The organism is Paenibacillus abyssi, from assembly GCF_014640295.1.
In the GTDB taxonomy this organism is placed as follows: domain Bacteria; phylum Bacillota; class Bacilli; order Paenibacillales; family Paenibacillaceae; genus Paenibacillus_D; species Paenibacillus_D abyssi.
This window is the reverse complement of record NZ_BMGR01000015.1, coordinates 17790-38787: the sequence shown is the minus strand read 5'-3', so window position 1 is coordinate 38787 and position 20998 is coordinate 17790. Positions and strand designations below refer to the sequence as shown.

Below are 20998 nucleotides of genomic sequence, written 5' to 3'. Positions count from 1 at the left end.
GCGCAATAGCGGCCGATTAAATTGTAGCGACAACGAAAATGGCGGGAGGAACCTACAGGGTCCACTCCTGCCATTTTTGATTTCAAATAAAATTTACGTAAATAAATGAGGTTATGATAGAAGATATGCGAATGATTAGAGAATAATTTGATTTATTTACGTAAATAATTTAAAAGAGGTGAAGTTAGGAATAAATAGGTGTGTTATGCGAGGGAAAATGTGTTTATTTCAGGGTAAAATAAATTTTTAAACGGAGAAAACGATTACAGAAATAGATTGACGTCTAAAAGTTCATATGTTATAAAAGATATATCGCTAGAATATTTACGCAAAAATGAAAATCTGGTGATGGAAGTTTGACGGAAAAGAGAGGTGGATCGAGAATATTACTCTTGTATCCGTTTTCTTTACGTAAATAACACTGGGTGTGAGAGAGAATGAATATTAAAGAGATAGCAAAGAAAGCGGGAGTATCGGTGGCGACCGTATCTCATGTCGTGAATAAAACGAGATATGTGAGTCCGGAGCTAACGGATAGAGTGTTGGCTGTCATTAATGAATTGGACGGACAGCCAGGCTTTGTATTGCGCAGCATGAAAGCCCTTAAATCGGATGTCATATTGTGTCTGGTGGAAAATCTGGAAAATTACTTTTATGTCAATATGATCAAGGGCATCAGAAGCAAGGGAGACCAATACGGTTATAGCGTTGTCGTATTAAATTCCGAGAACAAAAGCAAGATCCGGGCATACATTCGAATGGAAAAGCCTCGAGGCATCATAGCGATTCCCGACAAAAACAGCGATGAAGATGTATTCAAGATGAAGGAGTTAAACATTCCGACCGTAAGCATCGGCCATTTCGGCAAATCGGAACAATTAGGGAACATATTAATCGATTACTATGGGAACGCATATAGGGCTGCGCATCATGTTATCAAAAGCGGACACGATAAGATTTGTTTTATCGACAAGCAGAGCGGCTCGAGTCACAAGCAAATGCTTGACGGGTATAAAGAAGCGCTGCAGGAGAACGGCATTCCATTCGTACCCGGGCTGGTCGTCCAAATCGATGCCGAAGGCCATTTTGATAAAAATTCTGTTGTAAGAATGTTGAAGGACGACAACAGACCGACAGCAATGCTCTGTGCGGACGGTCAAGCATTAATAGAGTTGTTAAAGCTGTTTCACACGAACAACATCAAGTGTCCCGATGATATTTCTCTGGTCAGCCTTCATGAGTTTGAGCTGAGTCCTATGCTGAATCCCGCAATCACAACGGCAGCATTCGATCCTGTAGACATCGGGGTTAAGGCTATCGAGAAATTGATGGACAAAATAAACGGCTCCGGGAACAGTGCGGAGGATACAGTAGTCTCGAGCAAGCTCATCATAAGAAACTCGACACAAAGCATTGGCAGAGGCCCGTTTGGAGAAAAGGCGGAAAGTCCAGAAATACTGGAAATGAGTTCCTCGGAAATTGAACAGATTAGAGCAGGTTCCTATACGGCAGCTATTTCTTTCCATTATGGAGGAATCGCTTGGACAAGATTGCATGAGAGAGCAATCAAGGACGTATTTTCAGAGCTTGGCATCAGATTGCTTGCCGTTACAGACGCCCATTTTGATCCGGAGCTTCAAAACAAACAGCATGCCAGCATTCTTGCGATGAATCCTGATGTCCTTATCAGCATTCCCGCCGACGAAATTTTGACGGCACCGAGCTACAGGGAGGTTGTCGATGCAGGGACAAAGCTAGTTCTGATTAATAACGTCCCCAAAGGCTTCGATCGCGAGGATTATGTGACCTGCGTTTCGGTCAATGAAAGGGAGAACGGGCAAATTGCAGGCAGAATTCTCGGAGAGTATCTTACCAAAAACGGCAAGAAAAAAATCGGGCTGCTCATGCACGGCGCTACTTTTTTTGCCACACAGCAGCGGGATGCGGCAGTCGAGCAAGTATTGAACGAAGAATTCCCCGAACTGGAAATCGTAGCTGTAGAAAGCTTTATTAATAAGAAAAGAGCCTTCGACAAGTGTTACGAAATGATCAAAAATCATCCCGACATCGAGGGTCTCTATGTATCGTGGGATGCTCCGGGATTAGAAGCACTGAGCGCTTTGCGTGAGCTAAATCGTGAAGATATCAGTATCGTAACAGCGGATTTGGACAGTGAAGCGGCTTTAAACATGGCTATGGGAGGCTCCATCAAAGGTCTGAGCGCTCAGCGACCTTATGAGCAGGGAAGAGCGATGGCAATGGCGGCGGCCAATGCGCTGCTGGGCAAAAAGATTCCGTCCTTTATAGGCGTAACCCCCTATAAGATCACACCTGATAATTTGTTGACCGCTTGGCAGGAGGTGCTGAGAGAAAAGCCGCCGATTCAACTGATCAACGCATTGAAAAAGAACGAAAATTCATAGATTTTGAATAAAGGAGGAATTTTAAAATGGCAGTCAATATGGAAACAAGGGATTATAGTCTTACAGGGCCGCGAAACAAACAGGCCCAGGAACTCGGGATTGCCTCGGCTGAATGGTACGCTTCCCCGATTCCTCGTCAACGAATGAAAGAGCTGATGAAGCGAAAGGACGGACCGGCGATACGCGATACGATCATCTGGTTCGCAATTCTGGGTATTCTGGGTTATCTCGCATACCTTTCCTGGGGAACTTGGTGGGCGATTCCGGCTTTCGCCGCATACGGCGCTGTGTATGCGCTGCCCGGCAATTCCCGGTGGCACGAAGCCAGTCACGGTACGATGTTTAAGACGGGTTGGATGAATGAAGTAATCTACCAAATCGCCTCGTTCATGAACCTATTCCCCGCAACGCCTTGGCGGTGGAGCCATGTCCGTCACCATACGGATACTTATATTGTAGGCCGTGATCCGGAGATTCATGCACCGAGGCCGCCGGTATGGCGCGTGCTGCTGGGCGAACTGTTCCATGTGTATGGGGGGATTGCTGATCTCAGAAGAATATTCCTGCATGCCTTCGGCAAAATGGATAAAGAGGAAATGGATTATATTCCCGCCTCCGAGTTCAAAAAATGTTATTGGGAAGCGCGCGTATGGATTCTGATCTTTATCGCGGTCATCGCGGCGTGCATCTATGCAGGAAGCATCCTGCCGGCGATGTTTGTCGTACTCCCTACCTTTTACGGTTTTTGGGCCGTTATGCTGATCGCGTGGACGCAGCATTTGGGCTTAAATGACGATGTACTCGATCATCGCTTGAATACGCGCACTGTTTATATGAATCCGGTTATTCGCTTCTTGTATTGCAACATGAATTATCACATTGAGCATCACATGTTTCCAATGGTACCGTATCATGCACTGCCGGCTCTTCATGAAGAAATGAAAGCGGACTGCCCGAAGCCGAGCCCTAGCGTTTATGCGGCGCTTAAAGAGATATTCGCGGCGCTGCGGAAACAGCGCAAAGATCCGACCTATACCATTGTACGTCCGCTGCCAAGTACGGCGCGTCCGTATCGCTACGGTCCTGCTCCTTATGGCACTGTCATTCAACAAGACGAATTGATTGTAAAAAAAGCGGAATAAAATCCGATATATACGTTAGAGCAAAGTGAAAATGAGCGAAATGAAAGCGTTTCTAAAATATAAAATAACTTACATCATGGAGGTACTTTATGGCTACTTGGATTGAAACGGTTGAAATCGATGAGATCGATACGGAGGATGTCGTAAGATTCGATCATGGCGACGAAACCTATGCGCTGTACAGGAATGCAAAAGGGGATTGCTTTGCTACGGCCGGACACTGCACGCATGAGAAGGTTCATTTGGCGGACGGCCTTGTTATGGGCAACATCATTGAATGCCCGAAACATAACGGGCGGATTGACTTCACGACCGGTGAAGCAAAACGCGCTCCGATCTGCGAGGCCATCAAGACGTATCCTGTAAAAATTGAAGGTGGCAAGCTCTTCATCCAGATCGACTGAGGAGGATCATTATGACAGATATCGGAATGGTCATTATCGGCGCCGGCGAAGCCGGGGCGCGTGCCGCCGTGCAGCTTCGGGAGGAAGGCTGGTCCGGCCCGATCACTTTGATCGGGGAAGAAAGGCTTTCCCCTTATGAACGTCCGCCGCTTTCCAAAGGCACACTGCTTGACAAGGATGAACCTGCGCCCGTATGGATCCTGAACGAGGAGAGGCTGGCGCAGCATGACATCACTTTTATATCCGGCTGCGGCGCGGTAGACATTGATAGAGAACGGCGTACCGTTCTGCTGGAGGACGGCAGGTTAATCCCGTATTTCCGGCTGCTGCTCACGACGGGAGCACGTCCACGCAAGTATAAGCTGGAGGGCTCCGAGGACGCGGATGTTCTTTATCTTCGGACCTATGCCGATGCGATGAAGCTGCGTGATCGTCTTCACTCCGGCATGCATGTGGCCGTTATCGGTGGAGGCTTTATCGGGCTGGAAGTGACAGCGAGCGCAATCGAACGCGGCTGCACCGTATCGCTGATCGAGCTTGGGCCTCGCATTTTGTCGCGGGGTGTTCCCAAGGAAATCGCCGATGTCGTAGAGGCAAGGCATCGCAAAGCCGGGGTGGATTTCAAGTTTGGCGTACCGATCGAGAAGATAACGAAGAACGGGGAACGGCAGACGATCGTACTCGCAGACGGATCAACAATCGAATGCAACGCGATTATTATCGGTATCGGTGCGATTCCGGAGTCATCGTTGGCAGAGAAGTGCGGGTTAGAGATCGATAACGGCATCCGTGTCGATGAGATGCTCCGTACAAGCGACCCTTTCATATATGCCGCCGGAGACTGCTGCTCTTTCCCTCATCCATTCTATGGTGGCAGACGAATTCGTCTTGAAGCTTGGCGCAATGCACAGGATCAGGGCACTCTTGCGGCACACAACATGATGGGTGCAGATAAGGTTTATAAGGCTGTACCTTGGTTTTGGTCGGATCAATATGAGCTGACGCTGCAGGTTACCGGCCTGACAGATGCCGGTGAAACGATCGTAAGCCGCGATATCGGCGAAGAAGGAAGGTTTTATTTCCATCTTGCCGGTGATGGAAGCTTGGTTGCGGCCAGCGCGATCGGGCCGATATCCAAGATTGCGAAGGACATCCGGTTCTCCGAAATGCTTATTCATCAGGGAGCAAGACCGGATCCGGAAGCACTGGCGAACCCAGATGTGAAGCTGAGATCGCTTGCTATGGTGGTACAGTGATGAAGATAAAAAGCTTTAAATCACTATGGGGAATGGACGGTCCGTTGGAGAGTCAGATCGAGCGGATTGCCGCTGCCGGTTACGACGGCATCGAAAGTCCGCATCCGGCGGATTTGTCGATTACCGGAGGGACTCCGGTCGACGACCAATATTTTCTCCGACTGCTGGAACAATACAAACTGGACTATATTGCCATGGTATTTACGGCCGGGGACAATCACGCCGAGTCGTTCCGCGAACAAGCCGAGCGCGCAGCGTCAATGCGGCCGATTATGATCAACTCGCACAGCGCACGGGATGTTATGACGTTCGGCGAACAGGCGGCCTATTTCGAACAGGCGCTTGCCGTTGAACAACAGTTACGCATTCCGGTCGGGCATGAAACCCATAGGGGGCGCGCGATGTTTACGCCATGGACGACGGCGGCGCTCCTCCGCAAATACCCGGAACTGAAGCTTACAGCAGATTTTAGCCACTGGGTATGTGTGTGCGAATCGCTGCTCGAGGATCAGGTGGAGGATTTAGCGCTCGCAATAGAGCGTACGATTCATATTCATACACGGGTAGGTTATGCCCAGGGGCCGCAGGTTCCCCATCCAGCCGCGCCTGAATACGCGACGGAGCTGGAGATGCACGAAGGCTGGTGGAAACGGATCGTTGAAGCGAGAGTAAAAGATGGTACTAACCTGACGTTCACACCGGAGTTCGGGCCTGCTAATTATATGCCGATGCTGCCGTTTACCAACCAACCGGTATCGGATTTATGGCAAGTATGCCTGTGGATGAAGGAACGGTTTGAACATTCGCTGCGACCGTGATGAAGGATGCTTGACGCCGCTAAGGAGGTTGGCGTCAAGCATATCGTGGCTTTTAATCCATTAATTTGGTCTTTTTGGTGGAATGTCGTAAACGGACCGTTTTAAATTGAAAATAATAATAGCGCTTACATGGAATTGGCAATAAAATTGAAAGGGGGGATCTCTATGTAACCGGTGATTCGTTTCTTTACCGTTGTGACTTTAGAATGAAAGAAAATGCGTTGCAACCGAATTTCAATTTATTATTGGGGGTAAATATCTATGAAAAAGCTTTTTTCCGGATTCTTTCTTGTCATTTTGATGTTCAGTATTGTACTTGCCGGCTGTGGAAGCACGAATGAATCGAATAGCAATGGCAATGCATCGGCAGGCGCATCGGAAAACAATGCCTCGGCCGGTACGAATAACGCAGGTGAAAACACGGCGGAGCCGGCTGGTAACGCGGAGGGCTCCATTACAGTCAACATGAATCTTCCGGATAAAGAAATTTTGAGTAAAGGACCGGATGGTGAAAGCGCAGTATCCGCCAAAACGCTCGAGCTGACGGCTGAAGATGTAGCAAAAATTAAAGAAGGCAACTACAAAGCGGCAATCGCATTGCATTATGCAGGCAACGACTGGTCGACTGCTCAGGTGAAAGGGCTTAGAGATACATTTGCAAAAATGGGCATTCAAGTCATCGCCACGACGGACGCGAATTTCAAAGCGGAAACGCAAGTTGCTAATATTGAAACAATCATGGCGCAGCAGCCGGATATTATCGTGAGTATCCCTGTTGATCCGGTTTCAACCGCAGATGCTTTCAAGAAAGCAGCCGCTCAGGGCGTTAAGCTGGTATTTATGGACAACAAACCAAGCGGCATGGTGCACGGTGAGGAATACGTGAGCGTAGTTTCCGCAGACAACTACGGCAATGGCGTAGAAGCTGCGCATATTTTGGCGAAAGCAATCGGCGAGGAAGGCGATATCGGCGTGATCTTCCACGATGCGGATTTCTTCGTAACCAAACAGAGAACAGAAGCGTTTGAAAAGACGATTACAGAAGAGTATCCGAATATCAAGATTGTCGATCGCGGCGGAATCGCGGGTCCTAATGACGGTGAGAAGGTAGGCTCCGCCATGCTGACGAAGAACCCGAACCTGAAGGGCCTCTTTGTTGTATGGGACACACCTGCTGAAGGAGCATTGGCTGCTGCGCGCGCTGCAGGCAGAGAGGACCTGGCCATTACTACAATTGACTTGGGCTCCAATGTTGCGCTGAATATTGCACAGGGCGGCATGATCAAGGGCCTGGGCGCACAGCTGCCTTACGACCAAGGTGTTTCTGAAGCGATTCTGGCCGGTTATGCATTGCTCGGCAAAGAAACGCCTTCCTATGTAGCTGTACCGGCTCTCCAAGTTACACAGGAAAACATTCTGGAATCCTGGAAAACGGTGTATAGTGCCGATGCGCCGAAAGTAGTACAGGATGCTGCAAAGAAATAACTTGAACGGGAAGACTGTCGAGAAAAAATCTCGGCAGTCTTTTTTTGTGTACGGCGTGCCCAGAGGCACGCATTCTCCAGTTGGTGAAACTCTGTCTCTAACAGATACTTTCGTCGATACGGTTTTTTTTCGTAGCAAGTTGCTCTATAAGCCAAAGGGTGAAGTGAGCTACTAGGCTTATGTGACAGGGGTATTTTGAAATGGTTCGTTGACAGAGGAAAATTTTGTTATGTATAATAATATTTGATGCAGCGAATGATCTTTAGTATAACTTAGGCGGTATGATGCTTTAGCAAACTGTTATGGATGGATGAATGACAGAATAAAAAAGTAACAGTTAAGTCTAATGAGAGAGTAAGACAATTCGGAATATTCATTTGGCTTTCCATTTGGAATTGGAAGACAAAATAAGCAGAAATTTTAGGCAAGCAGGTGTACTCTAGATAAGGAGAATGAAGCATGATCCATTCCAGCAGATCCAGGATGAACGAAGCACTGTTAAATATTTTAACCATACGCCACAATGTCATTACCGATAATATAGCCAATGCCGATACGCCCAATTATAAAACGAAATCGGTTGTTTTCCAGGAAGAGCTAAAACGTAAACTTCTTGCGGAGCATAACCAGGATCAGATAACAATGAAAAGGACCCATCCGAAACATCTGCCGCAGCAAGACATGAATTTGTCAGAAATTCCTTTCAAAATCACCGAGTCGACGGATAAAGTTATAAATAATAATGGAAATAACGTCGATATCGATGCAGAAATGGCGAAGATGGCAGAGAACCAATTGTTCTATAATTATATGGCAGGACGTGTAAGCGGTCACTATACGAAAATGAAAACGCTGTTGCAGGATTTAAAATAAAACCGTCAAAATAAAATTGAAATGAACTTAGCCGGGTCGAGTTTCATAGCAGATCACTTCAGAAATGTTGATTAAGGTGAAATTTATTATTGCCACTTCTATAGAGCATCAGCTTGGTCTCGAATTCAAAGGATCACGATATGAATTTTTCAAGGAAGCGTTCGGTGTGCCGTTAATAACAATCTAGATTGCCCATTGTGACTCAGGTGAGTATACAATGGGTTTATTTGCAATCGGAATCCGAAAGGAGTAATGGCTGATCTGTACGCTCAATTAAGATGGATTTAGGAAGTGAGTTTGATGAGTAACAGAAAGAAAAGAAAAAAGTCAAATCGGGATGTTAGCGTGAATAAACCATTTATACCACCTCTAGCCGAAAGAGAGTCTAATTCAATATGTGGAGTGTAAAATGCAATCGCATGAAATGTTTATCAATATACAACGAACAGTTATAATTAAGAGGCTTAGGTAAAACATAAACTACAAACATCAATGGCTGCCGTCATATATCTAACGGGAGTCTTTTTTATTGCTTTGAGAAGACTACTCATATCTAACATGTAGCTTTGAATATGCCAATAACAATGAAGAACGATGGAGTTAAATGGCCGATTGCCCCTTATGCAATAGGATGCTTCAGGCAGATTAATAATAAGAACATATGTTGCCTGACAGCTTGTTGTCCAAAAGCTGGTATATATTTATTTTAAAGTTTCAAAAGTAAACAACTGGGAGGGATAAAATGATGTACATCGCCCATATCCGCGAAAGCGACAAACAGATTCAAAGCGTTGAGGAGCATTTGCTTGGAGTCAGATCGTTGGCGGAATCATACGGGGAAAAGATTGGCGTCAAGCACATAGCAGGTCTTGCGGGCATGCTTCATGATATGGGCAAGTACACCCATGAATTTAGAGATTACATCTTAGAGGCAGTGAGAAATCCGGACTCTCCACCCAAGAGAGGCAGTGTTGACCATTCGACAGCGGGTGGAAAGTTATTATACCAATTGTATCATTCGGGGAATCCCTCCATGCTCAATTGGATTCTGGCCGAAGTTGCAGGAAACGCAATCCTGTCGCATCATTCCTATCTTCATGATTTTTTAAGTCCGGATATAGAGTCGCCTTACTTAAATCGCGTACGGGATAAACAACTAAATGAGTTTGATCGATCGATGAAGTGCTTTTTTGATCATGTCATCAGTGAGGCGGAATTTCAGCAATATATCTCAAAAGCATTACTAGAATTAGAGGCTTTTCTAATGAAGCCTTCTACAGAGAGTAGTGAAAGCAAGCTGATGTTTCTGACCAAGTTTATATTCAGCACTCTAATCGATGCTGATCGAACAAATACGAGGCTATTTGAACAAAATACGTCCGAAGAACCGGAACAAAACCGCAAGGAGTTGTTCGACGCTTATTATGAGAAGCTCATGGCAACCATCCACTCCTACCAAACCCAAGGTGCTGCAGATACACAAATTAATGTGCTAAGAAGTGAAATGTCGGAACAGTGCGTCCGTTTTGCCGAGAAGCCGTCTGGGATTTACACGTTATCAATTCCAACCGGAGGCGGCAAGACATTGGCCAGTTTAAGATATGCGCTGAAGCATGCCAGTCTGCACGGCAAGAAACACATCATCTATGTAGTGCCGTATACAACAATTATTGAGCAGAACGCCGAAGCAGTCCGTAAAATCCTCTCAGATGACAGACACATACTGGAGCATCATTCGAACGTCATCGAGGATGTCGATGATAATGACGAATATGAAGATGGCCTAATTAATACACTGCAAAAACTGAAGCTGGCCAAGGATAACTGGGATTCTCCGATTATTTTTACAACGATGGTGCAGTTTTTGAACGTGTTCTATGCCAAGGGCAGCAGGAATATTCGAAGGCTTCATAATTTAAGCGAGTCGGTGATTATTTTTGACGAGGTGCAGAAGGTTCCCGTTTCATGTGTATCGTTATTTAATCAAGCACTGAATTTCTTGAAAACCTACGGAGGTTCCAGTCTCATTCTTTGCACTGCTACTCAGCCTGCATTGGATTCTGTTGAGAAAAAGCTGGCCGTGAACGCAGAAGCTGAAATTATTGATAACTTGGATCACGTGATTGAGGCTTTTAAACGGGTGGAAATTATTGATAAAGCAACCGATGAAACGTTTAACAATGACAAGCTTGCCGATTTTATTACGGAGAGAATGGGCGAGGCTCAGAGTGTGCTTGTTATTTTGAATACGAAAACAGTTGTGAAGAGATTATACCGGCAAGTGGAGGGCAGTGATGTCCCCATTTATCACTTGAGCACATCGATGTGCGCCGCGCACCGGAATCACATATTGGGACAAGTGCGGGAACATCTTGAGAAGAATGAGAAGGTCATATGCATCAGCACACAATTGATTGAAGCCGGGGTGGATGTAAGCTTCGATTGTGTGATTCGCTCTTTGGCGGGGCTGGATTCGATAGCGCAAGCTGCAGGCAGATGCAACCGTCATGGAGAGCGGGAGATCCGGCAAGTTTATGTTGTTGATCATGTGGAGGAGAAACTGGATCATTTGCAGGAAATAAAGGTTGGGAAACATCTGTCCAGACGGATCCTGGCCGATCTCAAGCGTGACCGGAACCACCATGGCGGCCATATTTTATCTGCTCAGGCCATGAACAGGTATTTTAAGGAGTTTTATATGGAATTCAATTCGAGTTTAAACTATTTTGTTCCAAAATTAGAGAAGGATATGACAGCGTTATTGGCTTCTGACAGGAAACACAACTCGTATAACCAAGCCTACATGCATCAGAGGAAAGAAAGCTTGCCGTTATTTATTGTCAACAGTTACCGAACGGCCGCAGAAAACTTCCATGTGATTGATGACCGTTCAACCTCCGTTATTGTTCCTTATGATGATGAAGGCAAAACCATTATAGCAAGGCTGAATGGGAATGAATCAATCGAGGATCTGTCACGTTTATTGCGACAAGCTCAGCAGTATACGATCAATCTGTTTCGTTACGAACGGGATCAATTGGCGCAGAACGGGGGACTGGTAAGTCTGCTTGACGGTAAAATATTCGCACTGAAGGAAAGCGCCTATAACAAGGAATTTGGCCTTGATCTAGATAATGACAGCCAATTTGAATTGGGGATGTTTTGAAAAAGGACAAGAAACCTATCTGATCGATCGGATAGGTTTCCACATGACACACTATATTTTTCAATCCACGCTTTATTTAAAAAGCGACGATTTATTATAACATGACCTAAGTCTAATTAAAAAATTCATATAATGTGTTATGATAAATATTTTTGTTTACAAGGCTTCAATTCTGGAATATTATATAATTATAGTAAATTTTATCTAAAATTAACTGGGAAAGGGAGGTGAAATGATGAGGAACTCGATCGAGTTTGTCGTACATGGTGCATATGCATTATTCACGGATCCTTTAACTAAGCTAGGCGGGGAGAAACTCTCTTACCACGTGCCAACATACCAATCTCTTAAAGGGATTGTCGAATCAATTTACTGGAAACCGACATTGATCATGTTCGTTGATGAAGTGCGTATCTTAAATCCCATCCGAATGGAGTCCAAAGGCATTCGTCCGATGGATTATGGCGGTGGCAATACACTTGCTAATTATACGTATTTGAGAGATGTTCGTTACCAAGTGCGAGCATATTTCGAATTCAACATGAACCGGCCCGATATGGCTTATGACCGTAATGAGAACAAACATCATAACATAATGAAGCGATCTCTAGAGGCTGGCGGTCGGAGAGATATTTTCCTTGGTGCCAGGGAATGTCAGGCTTATGTAGAACCTTGCGTATTTGGTGAAGGGGATGGGTTTTATGACAAGTACGGCGATATACATCTGGGCAGCATGGTCCATGGCATCAATTATCCGGATGAAACGGGCCGCGACCAATTGGAAGTGCGTCTATGGAATCCGGTTATGAAGGACGGCATTATTCAATTTATAAGACCTGAACAGTGTACACAGGTTCGCACGATTACGGACATGCAGCAAAAGCATTTCAATGATTCAAATGTCGAATCAGCAGATGATCTGTTCGTGCGACTGGAAGAGGGGGGGAATCTATGAGCTGGTTATTAAATCTGTTTGAAACCTATGAAGCTAACTTGGATCTCATCGGCAAGATTGAAAAAAAACATAATGAACAAGAGTACACGCTGCTGCCCGTCTCTCATACTACTCAAAATGCGCACATTGAAGTGGAGATAACGGCAGATGGTGAGTTTCATTCGGCAACTGTGATTGAGAAGAGCAATGCGAGTACATTAATTCCATGCACCGAAGACTCTGCAAATCGCGCAGGTTCAAAGATTGCACCATACCCTCTTCATGATAAATTGAGTTATGTTGCGGGAGATTATGCAGCCTACGGCGGTGAAATTAAAAAAGAAGAGCCTTATACATACTATATTAAACAACTTGAAAACTGGGCTAATTCTCCGTATGCTGCTGATAAGGTGAAGAGCATCTATCAATATTTGCGCAAAGGGCGGCTCATACAGGATTTAGTTGAGCAGAAGATTTTAGTTGTAGATGCCGATGACCGACTAATTGATAAGTGGGACAAAAAGTATGAGGCGTTATACGGCCCAAAGCCGGAAATATTCTCAGTTATTAGCGGCGAGCAAGCGAGTGCATTCGTTCGGTTCAATGTCTATTCGCCTAATAAGATTTTAACGAAAGTATGGAAGGATCAGGAGATGTACGATTCCTTCATCCGGGTTTACAGCAGTCAGTTAGGCGAAGAGGATCTTTGTTACGTTTCTGGAAGAAGGCTTCCTGCCACGGACAAACATGCCAACAAAATTAGAAATGCGGCGGACAAGGCCAAATTAATTTCGGCCAATGACACCAGCGGCTTTACGTTTCGAGGGCGGTTTAATCTAAGCAATGAAGCGGCAAGCATTAGTTATGACGTATCCCAAAAAGCGCATAACGCATTGAAATGGCTCATAAATCGTCAGGGAAAAATCATTGATGATCGTGTGTTTCTTGTATGGGGCAATGATGATCTTGATATTCCGGGAGCTAGTGAGGATCTATTTACGATCGCACCTGCGCCAATTGCCACTAAAGAGAGAATATCGTATACCAATAAGGAGTTTGCTAGCGAAGTTGCCAAAGCGTTCGATGGTTATCGAAATCGTTTGTCGGCTTCGTCTGGTGACAAGGTGAATATTTTAATTCTGGATTCGGCTACAACGGGACGCATGGCGGTGCTGTATTACCGGAATATGGACAAGGAACTCTACCTGGACAGACTTGTGAAATGGCATTCCACCTGTGTGTGGCTGCATCGGTATCGCAAGGATGATAAAGGTGTCTACGTGCAATTTTACGGAGCACCGGCTTCGAAGGATATCGCTTTTGCGGCTTACGGGCCAAAAGCAAATGAAAAGATCGTCAAAGGGTTAATGGCACGAATGCTGCCGTGTATTATCGACGATCGAAATATACCGTTGGATATAGTCAACAGTGCTTACTACCGCGCGTCAAATCCCGTATCGATGGAAAAATGGGAATGGGAGAAAACGTTGAGTATTACCTGCGCTCTAATCAAAAACAGACAGGAGGGATTCAGTGTGGCATTAGATGCAGACATTAATAACCGCGATTATTTATTCGGCCGCTTGTTAGCTGTCGCCGATGTTTTGGAAAGACGAGCGTTAGGCGCTGAAGAAACCCGTGCTACCAATGCCATTCGTTATATGAATTCGTTCTCCAGGCATCCGGCAAGAACCTGGAAAACCATCCAGAACTCCTTGCAACCTTATCAAGCCAGGCTTGGGACGAAGGGGACTTATTATTCCAAGATTATAGATGAGGTAGCCTCTCGCATACCTATTGCCGAATTTAATAATAAGCCATTATCCGAGATATACTTACTGGGTTTTTATAGTCAAAGGCATGAACTTTATCAGAAGAAAGAAATTAATGATGCAGCCGCTGTATCTGAGTAAAAAGGAGAGATGAGATATGACTATTTTAGATCACAAAATTGATTTTGCAGTTGTGCTGTCCGTAACCAAGGCTAATCCTAACGGTGATCCACTGAATGGTAATCGTCCGCGGCAAAACTACGATGGCTATGGCGAGATTTCGGATGTCGCGCTCAAACGGAAGATTAGAAATCGTCTGCAGGATATGGGAGAATCTATCTTTGTTCAATCCAATGACCGCAAATCAGATTCGTATAACAGCTTAAGGGAGCGCGCCGATGCGAATGCTGAGCTGGAGAAAATTTTGAAATCTAAGACAAGCTCCGGTGATGATTTTGCCAGAATTGCTTGCCAGGAATGGTTGGACGTCCGAAGCTTTGGCCAAGTATTTGCGTTCAAAGCGGATAAAGGGGCTGGTGTCTCCGTCGGTGTAAGAGGTCCAGTGTCTATTCATACGGCAACAAGTATTGATCCTATTGATATCACCAGCATGCAAATTACAAAAAGCGTCAATTCCGAGCCCGGTGCAGCAAGAGGCTCGGATACGATGGGAATGAAGCATCGTGTAGATTCGGGTGTCTATGTCTTTTATGGCAGTATTAATACGCAGCTGGCCGAGAAGACAGGATTTACGAATAGGGATGCCGAGAAGATTAAGCAAGGGCTCGTTACCTTGTTCGAGAACGACGCGTCATCCGCCAGACCGGAAGGAAGCATGGAAGTCCACACGGTATATTGGTGGGAGCATAGTTCCAAACTGGGTCAATATTCTTCCGCCAAGGTACATCGTTCATTAACGATTGAAAAACTTATCGATGAACCGAAGACGTTCGGAGATTACAAATTTACTGTTCATCCGTTGGAAGGATTGAGAGTAGAGAGAATCGATGGGCAGTGATGGAGACGACGATTATTTAATGTTGTCCGGCATACAGCATTTTCAATTTTGCAAACGGCAGTGGGCGTTGATTCATATTGAACAGCAATGGGAAGAGAACGTCAGAACCGTTGAAGGGGAGCATCTTCACCGGAAGGCCGATCAACCGTTCGTAAGAGAGAAGCGAGGTGATAAGCTAGTCGTTCGCGCAATGCCTATAAAATCGGAGACCCTTAAAATATCAGGTATTTGCGATGTGGTAGAGTTTATAAGAGACGATAGCGGTGTTGAAATTAATAGTGCTGAAGGTAAATACATTGCTTATCCAGTTGAATATAAACGCGGAAAACCGAAGCAAAACGATGAGGATATTTTACAATTGGCTGCACAAGCCATCTGTTTGGAGGAAATGCTGCTGTGCGATATAGATACAGGTTATTTGTTTTATAATGAAATCAAACATCGGGTCGAAGTCCCGCTAACGGCAGCTATTAAGAAAAAAGTAAAGCTTGTGGTTGCCGAGATGCAGGACTATTATAAGCGCAGACATTCGCCCAAAGTGAAACCAGGGTCTTTCTGCCGAAGCTGTTCCCTTCAACATATTTGCTTGCCGGAGCTTATGAGTAAACGGACCGTAAAAAGTTATGTTGAAGGGAGAATCAAAGAATGAAAAAGCTGCTGAATACGTTATTTATTACGACACCCGATGTTTATTTATCTCTGGATGGAGATAATATTGTTCTGCTTAAGGAAGAGGAGAAGCTCGGCAGGCTTCCGTTGCACAATCTGGAATCCATTATCACTTTTGGTTACACAGGTGCAAGTCCGGCACTTATGGGATATTGCGCGGAGCGCAATATCTCATTCGTATTTTACACGATGAACGGCAGGTTCCTTGCTAGAGTGATTGGGGAAAGCAAAGGCAATGTCGTCCTAAGGAAGAAGCAATATGCCGTATCGGAAGATAAGGTCCTTTCGGCGAAGATTGCGCGTAATTTTATTATCGGCAAGATGTATAATCACAAATGGATTATTGAAAGAATGACCAGAGATTATCCTTTGCGCATCGATGTTGCCCAGTTCAAAGTTATTTCGCAGCAGCTATCAGCTATAATGCTGGATGTAAGGGCGTGTGAAGATTTAGAACGTTTAAGAGGGCTGGAAGGTCAAGCGGCTATTAGCTACAATAAACTGTTTGACCACATGATCTTGCAGCAAAAAGAAGATTTTTACTTTCACTTGCGTTCCCGAAGGCCGCCGTTGGATAACGTGAATGCGATGCTGTCGTTCGCTTATTCGCTGTTAGCGAATGATGTGGCCTCTGCACTGGAAGGTGTCGGGCTGGATGCATATGTTGGATTTCTACATCGTGACCGTCCGGGGCGCGCATCCTTGGCGCTGGATGTAATGGAGGAACTGCGAGGTGTCTATGCAGATAAATTTGTGTTGTCACTAATTAACAAGAGGATTCTAAGTAAAGAGGATTTTATGAGAAAAGAAAATGGCGCCGTTATCATGAGGGATGAAGCGAGAAAGAAGTTTTTAACCGCTTGGCAAAATAAGAAGCAAGAGAAGATCACGCATCCCTATCTTGGTGAGAAAAACTCGTGGGGGCTAGTCCCGCACGTGCAAGCCTTATTGTTAGCCCGGTATTTGCGTAATGATTTAGATGAGTACCCGCCTTTCTTATGGAAGTAGGTGATAAGTTTTGTTGGTATTGGTTACCTATGATGTTAGTACGAGCAGTAGTGAAGGACAAAGAAGACTGCGGCAGGTTTCAAAAGTATGTCAAAGTTACGGCCAGCGTGTTCAAAATTCAGTGTTTGAGTGCGTTGTCGACGCTGCTCAATTTACTGTTTTAAAATTAAAGCTCCTTGACATTATTGATCAAGAACAAGATAGCCTGAGATTCTATCAGTTGGGCAATAATTACAAGAATAAGGTAGAACATATCGGTGTGAAAGAGTCAATTGATTTAGAAGGTCCATTGATTATGTAGTGCGAATGTGAAGCGCACATGAATTTCCGGGGACATTCGCACCGGAAAACCAGTTGAAAATGTAATCTTATTACACTTTTATCCATGCTATTTCAGAAGTTTATTAATTTACGCGTATTTTTGATCATAAATATGGAGTTTCGGGCATATTTGGATCAAAAATCGCCGTCGCATCCTACGCGGATGCGTGGATTGAAAGGTGTTTACGCAATTACAGGCGGCTGACGGCAGTTGTCGCATCCTACGCGGATGCGTGGATTGAAAGCCCTTTAGTTGTGTACTACGGAATAATCCGCGCAGTCGCATCCTACGCGGATGCGTGGATTGAAAGTTTTCGACAGTATCGGAGCCGAAAGTCAATTGGCGTCGCATCCTACGCGGATGCGTGGATTGAAAGATCACGGGTGAATTTCCTTGACTCTATGAATTGAGTCGCATCCTACGCGGATGCGTGGATTGAAAGATCACGGGTGAATTTCCTTGACTCTATGAATTGAGTCGCATCCTACGCGGATGCGTGGATTGAAAGCTCCGTGTACACTTACAGCTGCTCTGGCGATCTCGTCGCATCCTACGCGGATGCGTGGATTGAAAGGTCTTCTGATCCGGCGAAGTCCGGGACATTTCTGGTCGCATCCTACGCGGATGCGTGGATTGAAAGTTCCAACGCTTCAATGCAGCCTCCAAAAGCTCTAGTCGCATCCTACGCGGATGCGTGGATTGAAAGCACTTGGCAAACGCACTTTATTTATCGCCACATGTCGCATCCTACGCGGATGCGTGGATTGAAAGCCCAACGTCGAAGTTCTTTAGGACTGCGATAAAAGTCGCATCCTACGCGGATGCGTGGATTGAAAGTTAATAAGCAACTCATAAGGAATTTCGAGCGCCGGTCGCATCCTACGCGGATGCGTGGATTGAAAGTACTACGCCAAGATTGATTTGACAGCCAAGACAGGTCGCATCCTACGCGGATGCGTGGATTGAAAGATTTCCAGCTCCGTCAACCGCTGATGCTTGAAAAGTCGCATCCTACGCGGATGCGTGGATTGAAAGTCGTCCGAAAGGAAATATTTCTCTGGCACGCTCTGTCGCATCCTACGCGGATGCGTGGATTGAAAGAACGATAGGGGGAGCTTCACTCTTCCAGCGGGGAGTCGCATCCTACGCGGATGCGTGGATTGAAAGGAGACTATACACCTGAAACACAACGAATCTTAAAGTCGCATCCTACGCGGATGCGTGGATTGAAAGCAGCTTCCGAACCAGCCAATCTTCTGACCTCGCGTCGCATCCTACGCGGATGCGTGGATTGAAAGATTTCGCTGTTGACGGATCGCCTGTCCGAGATTAGTCGCATCCTACGCGGATGCGTGGATTGAAAGCCCGCACTTCGTCATAATACTCCTTGGCTGCTGGTCGCATCCTACGTGGATGCGTGGATTGAAAGCTCCAAAGATGGCAAAGCCATTGACATATATGACGTCGCATCCTACGCGGATGCGTGGATTGAAAGCTTGAAAGCGCCGGCACGATCCAACACAACAAGCGCACGCCGTAACTGGAGCGCCGATTGACGGTCGCATCCTACGCGGATGCGTGGATTGCAATAACTGGAGACCTCGTATTTGAGGAGAAGACCTGATCGCATCCTATACGAAAGTAAGTGTACTCAGCTACTTTCTTTCGTCGCATTGATCGGATGCAATCTTGTTAATATAAGAAAGCTGCATTTCAATCTTGAGCGGTGGGCTTTCCCACTATAAAGCATTTGTAATAGGGACTGTCACATAAGGTACACACTTAGATTAGCTTAGAATTCACCGTGAAACTAAACAGATCCATCCAAAGGACGGCGAAGCTGTTTCTGCTTGGTCTAACGAAACATGGGCATTACATTTGGTTCGGTGATGTCCCGTACATGAAATTGGAGGAGTGTTATGACGATCCTCGATCCGATTGCTTCTAGAAGGGGGAATATCGTGTGGCGTTAAGCGCACGTAGGCGTTTATTCAAATGCAGTATCGGGAGGTATGCGTTTTCGATTGACGGTGATCAAGACAAGGCGCTGCCAAATTTTGCGGCGGAAGATTTAGATCTATGATATGGGGTGAGGGCCGTAGGCTCCGAATGACCCTGTTTGGCCCTCAGGCGAGGTAACTGAATGCTCTAATGGGCCTTTGGTATCGCTTCAAGGCATCAATATTCGCAAACCAAACACGAACACCTCCTTAGCGGGAAGGAATCGTTGGAGATGTATTGTCGCCAATATTAAATAAACCAACAGCAATTGATTATTAATCAATTGTCTGTTGGTTTGTTTTTTTAAGGCCTTCATTACGTTCTTTTTGCATATTCAGCTGTGGCTGTAAAAAGCACGTCCGAGGATGAGTTAAGCGCTGTTTCAAACGAGTCCTGCAAAACACCGATGATGAACCCTACACCAACGACTTGAATCGCAATTTCATTCGGAATGCCGAATAAGCTGCAAGCCAAAGGAATGAGTAAAAGCGAACCGCCGGCAACACCTGATGCGCCTGCGGCAGCTACTGCGGAAAGAATGGTAAGAATAAGCGCCGTACCAAAATCCACTTCAATCCCAAGCGTATGAACCGTTGCGAGAGTTAAGACAGAGATTGTTACCGCTGCGCCCGCCATATTAATCGTAGCACCTAATGGAATAGATACGGAGTACGTATCCTTGTTCAGCCCCAATTTTTCGCATAATCTCATGTTGATTGGAATGTTTGCCGCGGAGCTCCGGGTGAAAAATGCGGTAATACCACTTTCCTTCAGGCAGCTAAAAACAAGCGGATACGGATTTCTGCGAATCGCCAGATACACAATCAATGGATTGGCAACCAGTGCTATAAATAGCATACAACCAATAAGAAGCAGAAGTAATTTTCCATATTCAAGCAAGGTGGAAAGGCCGTTTGTTGTGATGGAATCAAAAACAAGTCCCATAATTCCTAACGGCGCCAGATTGATTACCCACTTGACGATTTGCGATACGGCATCCGAAAAATTGGAAAGCAAGGTTTTTGTATTGTCATTGGCATTTTTTAAAGCAACACCTAGAAGGACAGCCCAAGCCAATATCCCGATGTAGTTGGCATTCATTAGGGCATTAATAGGGTTGTCAAAAACCTGAAACAATAACGTCTCAAGTACTTCCGCAATTCCTTCAGGGGGAGTCAGATCTTCAGCGCCCTTTACAAGAGACAGGCTCACCGGAAATATAAAACTTGCAATAACCGCGATAAGGCCCGCCAGAAAAGTACTTAAACCATAGAGATAAATAATGGTTCTCATATTCGTTTGAGTACCTTTTTTGTGATTAGAGATGGCGGACATTACCAGGAGCAAGACCAATACGGGCGCAACCGCTTTTAATGCGGATACAAACAAGGAACCGAAAATGCCGATCACTGCTGCATTAGGAATCGATAAAGCCAGGATAATACCCGCTACGATACCGATAAATATTCGCGTTACCAGGCTTAATCGGTTCCAATTGTGTATTAATGTTTTCATGTATTTCCTCCGCTTTCAATATAGAACTACAACTAAGCTTATCCGAAAGGTTTAGAATTAGACGGGTTTATTAGTTTACGTGAGTTCATCACGAAATTGTACATCAAATCCGGTTCGATTTCAATGAGGAGGACAGTACATAATGCTGGAATCAGGGAACAAAAAAACGCCACTTGATGAGTGGCGATTTCG

Annotated in this window: 15 protein-coding genes and 1 CRISPR repeat array; of the genes, 14 read left to right on the top strand and 1 reads right to left on the bottom strand. The window is 45.4% G+C overall.

Going from position 1 to position 20998, the window contains the following annotated elements; all coding sequences use genetic code 11:
- Window positions 1-437: 437 nt before the first annotated feature.
- The 14 genes from IEW11_RS19930 to cas2 all read left to right on the top strand — a co-directional run bounded on the left by IEW11_RS19930 (window position 438) and on the right by cas2 (window position 17269).
- A complete protein-coding gene (locus tag IEW11_RS19930; RefSeq protein WP_188532831.1) occupies window positions 438-2423 on the top strand; it encodes a LacI family DNA-binding transcriptional regulator in 1986 nt (661 codons plus the stop codon).
- A gap of 26 nt (window positions 2424-2449) precedes the next feature.
- Window positions 2450-3565, top strand: a complete 1116-nt coding sequence (locus tag IEW11_RS19925; protein ID WP_188532830.1) for a fatty acid desaturase family protein — start codon at window positions 2450-2452, stop codon at window positions 3563-3565.
- Window positions 3566-3654: 89 nt separating this feature from the next.
- On the top strand, window positions 3655-3969 hold the full coding sequence (locus IEW11_RS19920) for a MocE family 2Fe-2S type ferredoxin (protein WP_188532829.1): 315 nt from the start codon (window positions 3655-3657) through the stop codon (window positions 3967-3969).
- An 11-nt stretch (window positions 3970-3980) separates the two neighbouring features.
- Window positions 3981-5225 carry an NAD(P)/FAD-dependent oxidoreductase gene (locus IEW11_RS19915; RefSeq protein ID WP_188532828.1) on the top strand — a complete coding sequence of 415 codons (1245 nt, stop codon included), beginning with the start codon at window positions 3981-3983 and terminating at the stop codon, window positions 5223-5225.
- Window positions 5225-6043: a sugar phosphate isomerase/epimerase family protein gene (locus tag IEW11_RS19910; RefSeq protein WP_188532827.1), complete on the top strand. Its 819-nt coding sequence runs from the start codon at window positions 5225-5227 to the stop codon at window positions 6041-6043. The genes IEW11_RS19915 and IEW11_RS19910 overlap by 1 nt, the downstream gene beginning before the upstream one ends.
- 261 nt (window positions 6044-6304) lie before the next feature.
- Complete coding sequence (locus tag IEW11_RS19905) at window positions 6305-7528, top strand: substrate-binding domain-containing protein (protein ID WP_188532826.1); 1224 nt, start codon at window positions 6305-6307, stop codon at window positions 7526-7528.
- A gap of 459 nt (window positions 7529-7987) precedes the next feature.
- Window positions 7988-8401: a flagellar basal body rod protein FlgB gene (gene flgB, locus IEW11_RS19900; RefSeq protein ID WP_188532825.1), complete on the top strand. Its 414-nt coding sequence runs from the start codon at window positions 7988-7990 to the stop codon at window positions 8399-8401.
- Window positions 8402-9143: 742 nt separating this feature from the next.
- Window positions 9144-11567 carry a CRISPR-associated helicase Cas3' gene (cas3, locus tag IEW11_RS19895; RefSeq protein WP_188532824.1) on the top strand — a complete coding sequence of 808 codons (2424 nt, stop codon included), beginning with the start codon at window positions 9144-9146 and terminating at the stop codon, window positions 11565-11567.
- A gap of 235 nt (window positions 11568-11802) precedes the next feature.
- A complete protein-coding gene (gene cas5c / locus IEW11_RS19890) occupies window positions 11803-12522 on the top strand; it encodes a type I-C CRISPR-associated protein Cas5c (RefSeq protein WP_188532823.1) in 720 nt (239 codons plus the stop codon).
- A complete protein-coding gene (gene cas8c / locus IEW11_RS19885; RefSeq protein ID WP_188532822.1) occupies window positions 12519-14414 on the top strand; it encodes a type I-C CRISPR-associated protein Cas8c/Csd1 in 1896 nt (631 codons plus the stop codon). The genes cas5c and cas8c overlap by 4 nt, the downstream gene beginning before the upstream one ends.
- A 16-nt stretch (window positions 14415-14430) precedes the next feature.
- Window positions 14431-15291, top strand: a complete 861-nt coding sequence (cas7c, locus tag IEW11_RS19880) for a type I-C CRISPR-associated protein Cas7/Csd2 (RefSeq protein ID WP_188532821.1) — start codon at window positions 14431-14433, stop codon at window positions 15289-15291.
- A complete protein-coding gene (gene cas4, locus IEW11_RS19875; protein WP_188532820.1) occupies window positions 15281-15940 on the top strand; it encodes a CRISPR-associated protein Cas4 in 660 nt (219 codons plus the stop codon). The genes cas7c and cas4 overlap by 11 nt, the downstream gene beginning before the upstream one ends.
- Entirely contained in the window at window positions 15937-16968 is a 1032-nt protein-coding gene (cas1c, locus tag IEW11_RS19870; RefSeq protein WP_188532819.1) for a type I-C CRISPR-associated endonuclease Cas1c, read from the top strand. Before cas4 ends, cas1c begins: the two co-directional genes overlap by 4 nt.
- A gap of 10 nt (window positions 16969-16978) precedes the next feature.
- The gene (gene cas2 / locus IEW11_RS19865) at window positions 16979-17269 is read left to right on the top strand and encodes a CRISPR-associated endonuclease Cas2 (protein WP_188532818.1); all 291 of its coding nucleotides are present in this window, start codon (window positions 16979-16981) and stop codon (window positions 17267-17269) included.
- A 167-nt stretch (window positions 17270-17436) separates the two neighbouring features.
- Window positions 17437-18880: direct repeats of the CRISPR family, unit length 32 nt; unit sequence GTCGCATCCTACGCGGATGCGTGGATTGAAAG.
- Window positions 18881-19606: 726 nt separating this feature from the next.
- Here cas2 and sstT read toward each other — a convergent pair.
- On the bottom strand, window positions 19607-20806 hold the full coding sequence (gene sstT / locus IEW11_RS19860) for a serine/threonine transporter SstT (RefSeq protein ID WP_188532817.1): 1200 nt from the start codon (window positions 20804-20806) through the stop codon (window positions 19607-19609).
- Between the last annotated feature and the right edge of the window lie 192 nt (window positions 20807-20998).

Bases quoted from the DNA above. Each gene is read 5' to 3' on its own strand.
- IEW11_RS19930 (WP_188532831.1), top strand. From the start codon at position 438: ATGAATATTAAAGAGATAGCAAAGAAAGCGGGAGTATCGGTGGCGACC.
- IEW11_RS19925 (WP_188532830.1), top strand. From the start codon at position 2,450: ATGGCAGTCAATATGGAAACAAGGGATTATAGTCTTACAGGGCCGCGA.
- IEW11_RS19920 (WP_188532829.1), top strand. From the start codon at position 3,655: ATGGCTACTTGGATTGAAACGGTTGAAATCGATGAGATCGATACGGAG.
- IEW11_RS19915 (WP_188532828.1), top strand. From the start codon at position 3,981: ATGACAGATATCGGAATGGTCATTATCGGCGCCGGCGAAGCCGGGGCG.
- IEW11_RS19910 (WP_188532827.1), top strand. From the start codon at position 5,225: ATGAAGATAAAAAGCTTTAAATCACTATGGGGAATGGACGGTCCGTTG.
- IEW11_RS19905 (WP_188532826.1), top strand. From the start codon at position 6,305: ATGAAAAAGCTTTTTTCCGGATTCTTTCTTGTCATTTTGATGTTCAGT.
- flgB (WP_188532825.1), top strand. From the start codon at position 7,988: ATGATCCATTCCAGCAGATCCAGGATGAACGAAGCACTGTTAAATATT.
- cas3 (WP_188532824.1), top strand. From the start codon at position 9,144: ATGATGTACATCGCCCATATCCGCGAAAGCGACAAACAGATTCAAAGC.
- cas5c (WP_188532823.1), top strand. From the start codon at position 11,803: ATGAGGAACTCGATCGAGTTTGTCGTACATGGTGCATATGCATTATTC.
- cas8c (WP_188532822.1), top strand. From the start codon at position 12,519: ATGAGCTGGTTATTAAATCTGTTTGAAACCTATGAAGCTAACTTGGAT.
- cas7c (WP_188532821.1), top strand. From the start codon at position 14,431: ATGACTATTTTAGATCACAAAATTGATTTTGCAGTTGTGCTGTCCGTA.
- cas4 (WP_188532820.1), top strand. From the start codon at position 15,281: ATGGGCAGTGATGGAGACGACGATTATTTAATGTTGTCCGGCATACAG.
- cas1c (WP_188532819.1), top strand. From the start codon at position 15,937: ATGAAAAAGCTGCTGAATACGTTATTTATTACGACACCCGATGTTTAT.
- sstT (WP_188532817.1), bottom strand. From the start codon at position 20,806: ATGAAAACATTAATACACAATTGGAACCGATTAAGCCTGGTAACGCGA.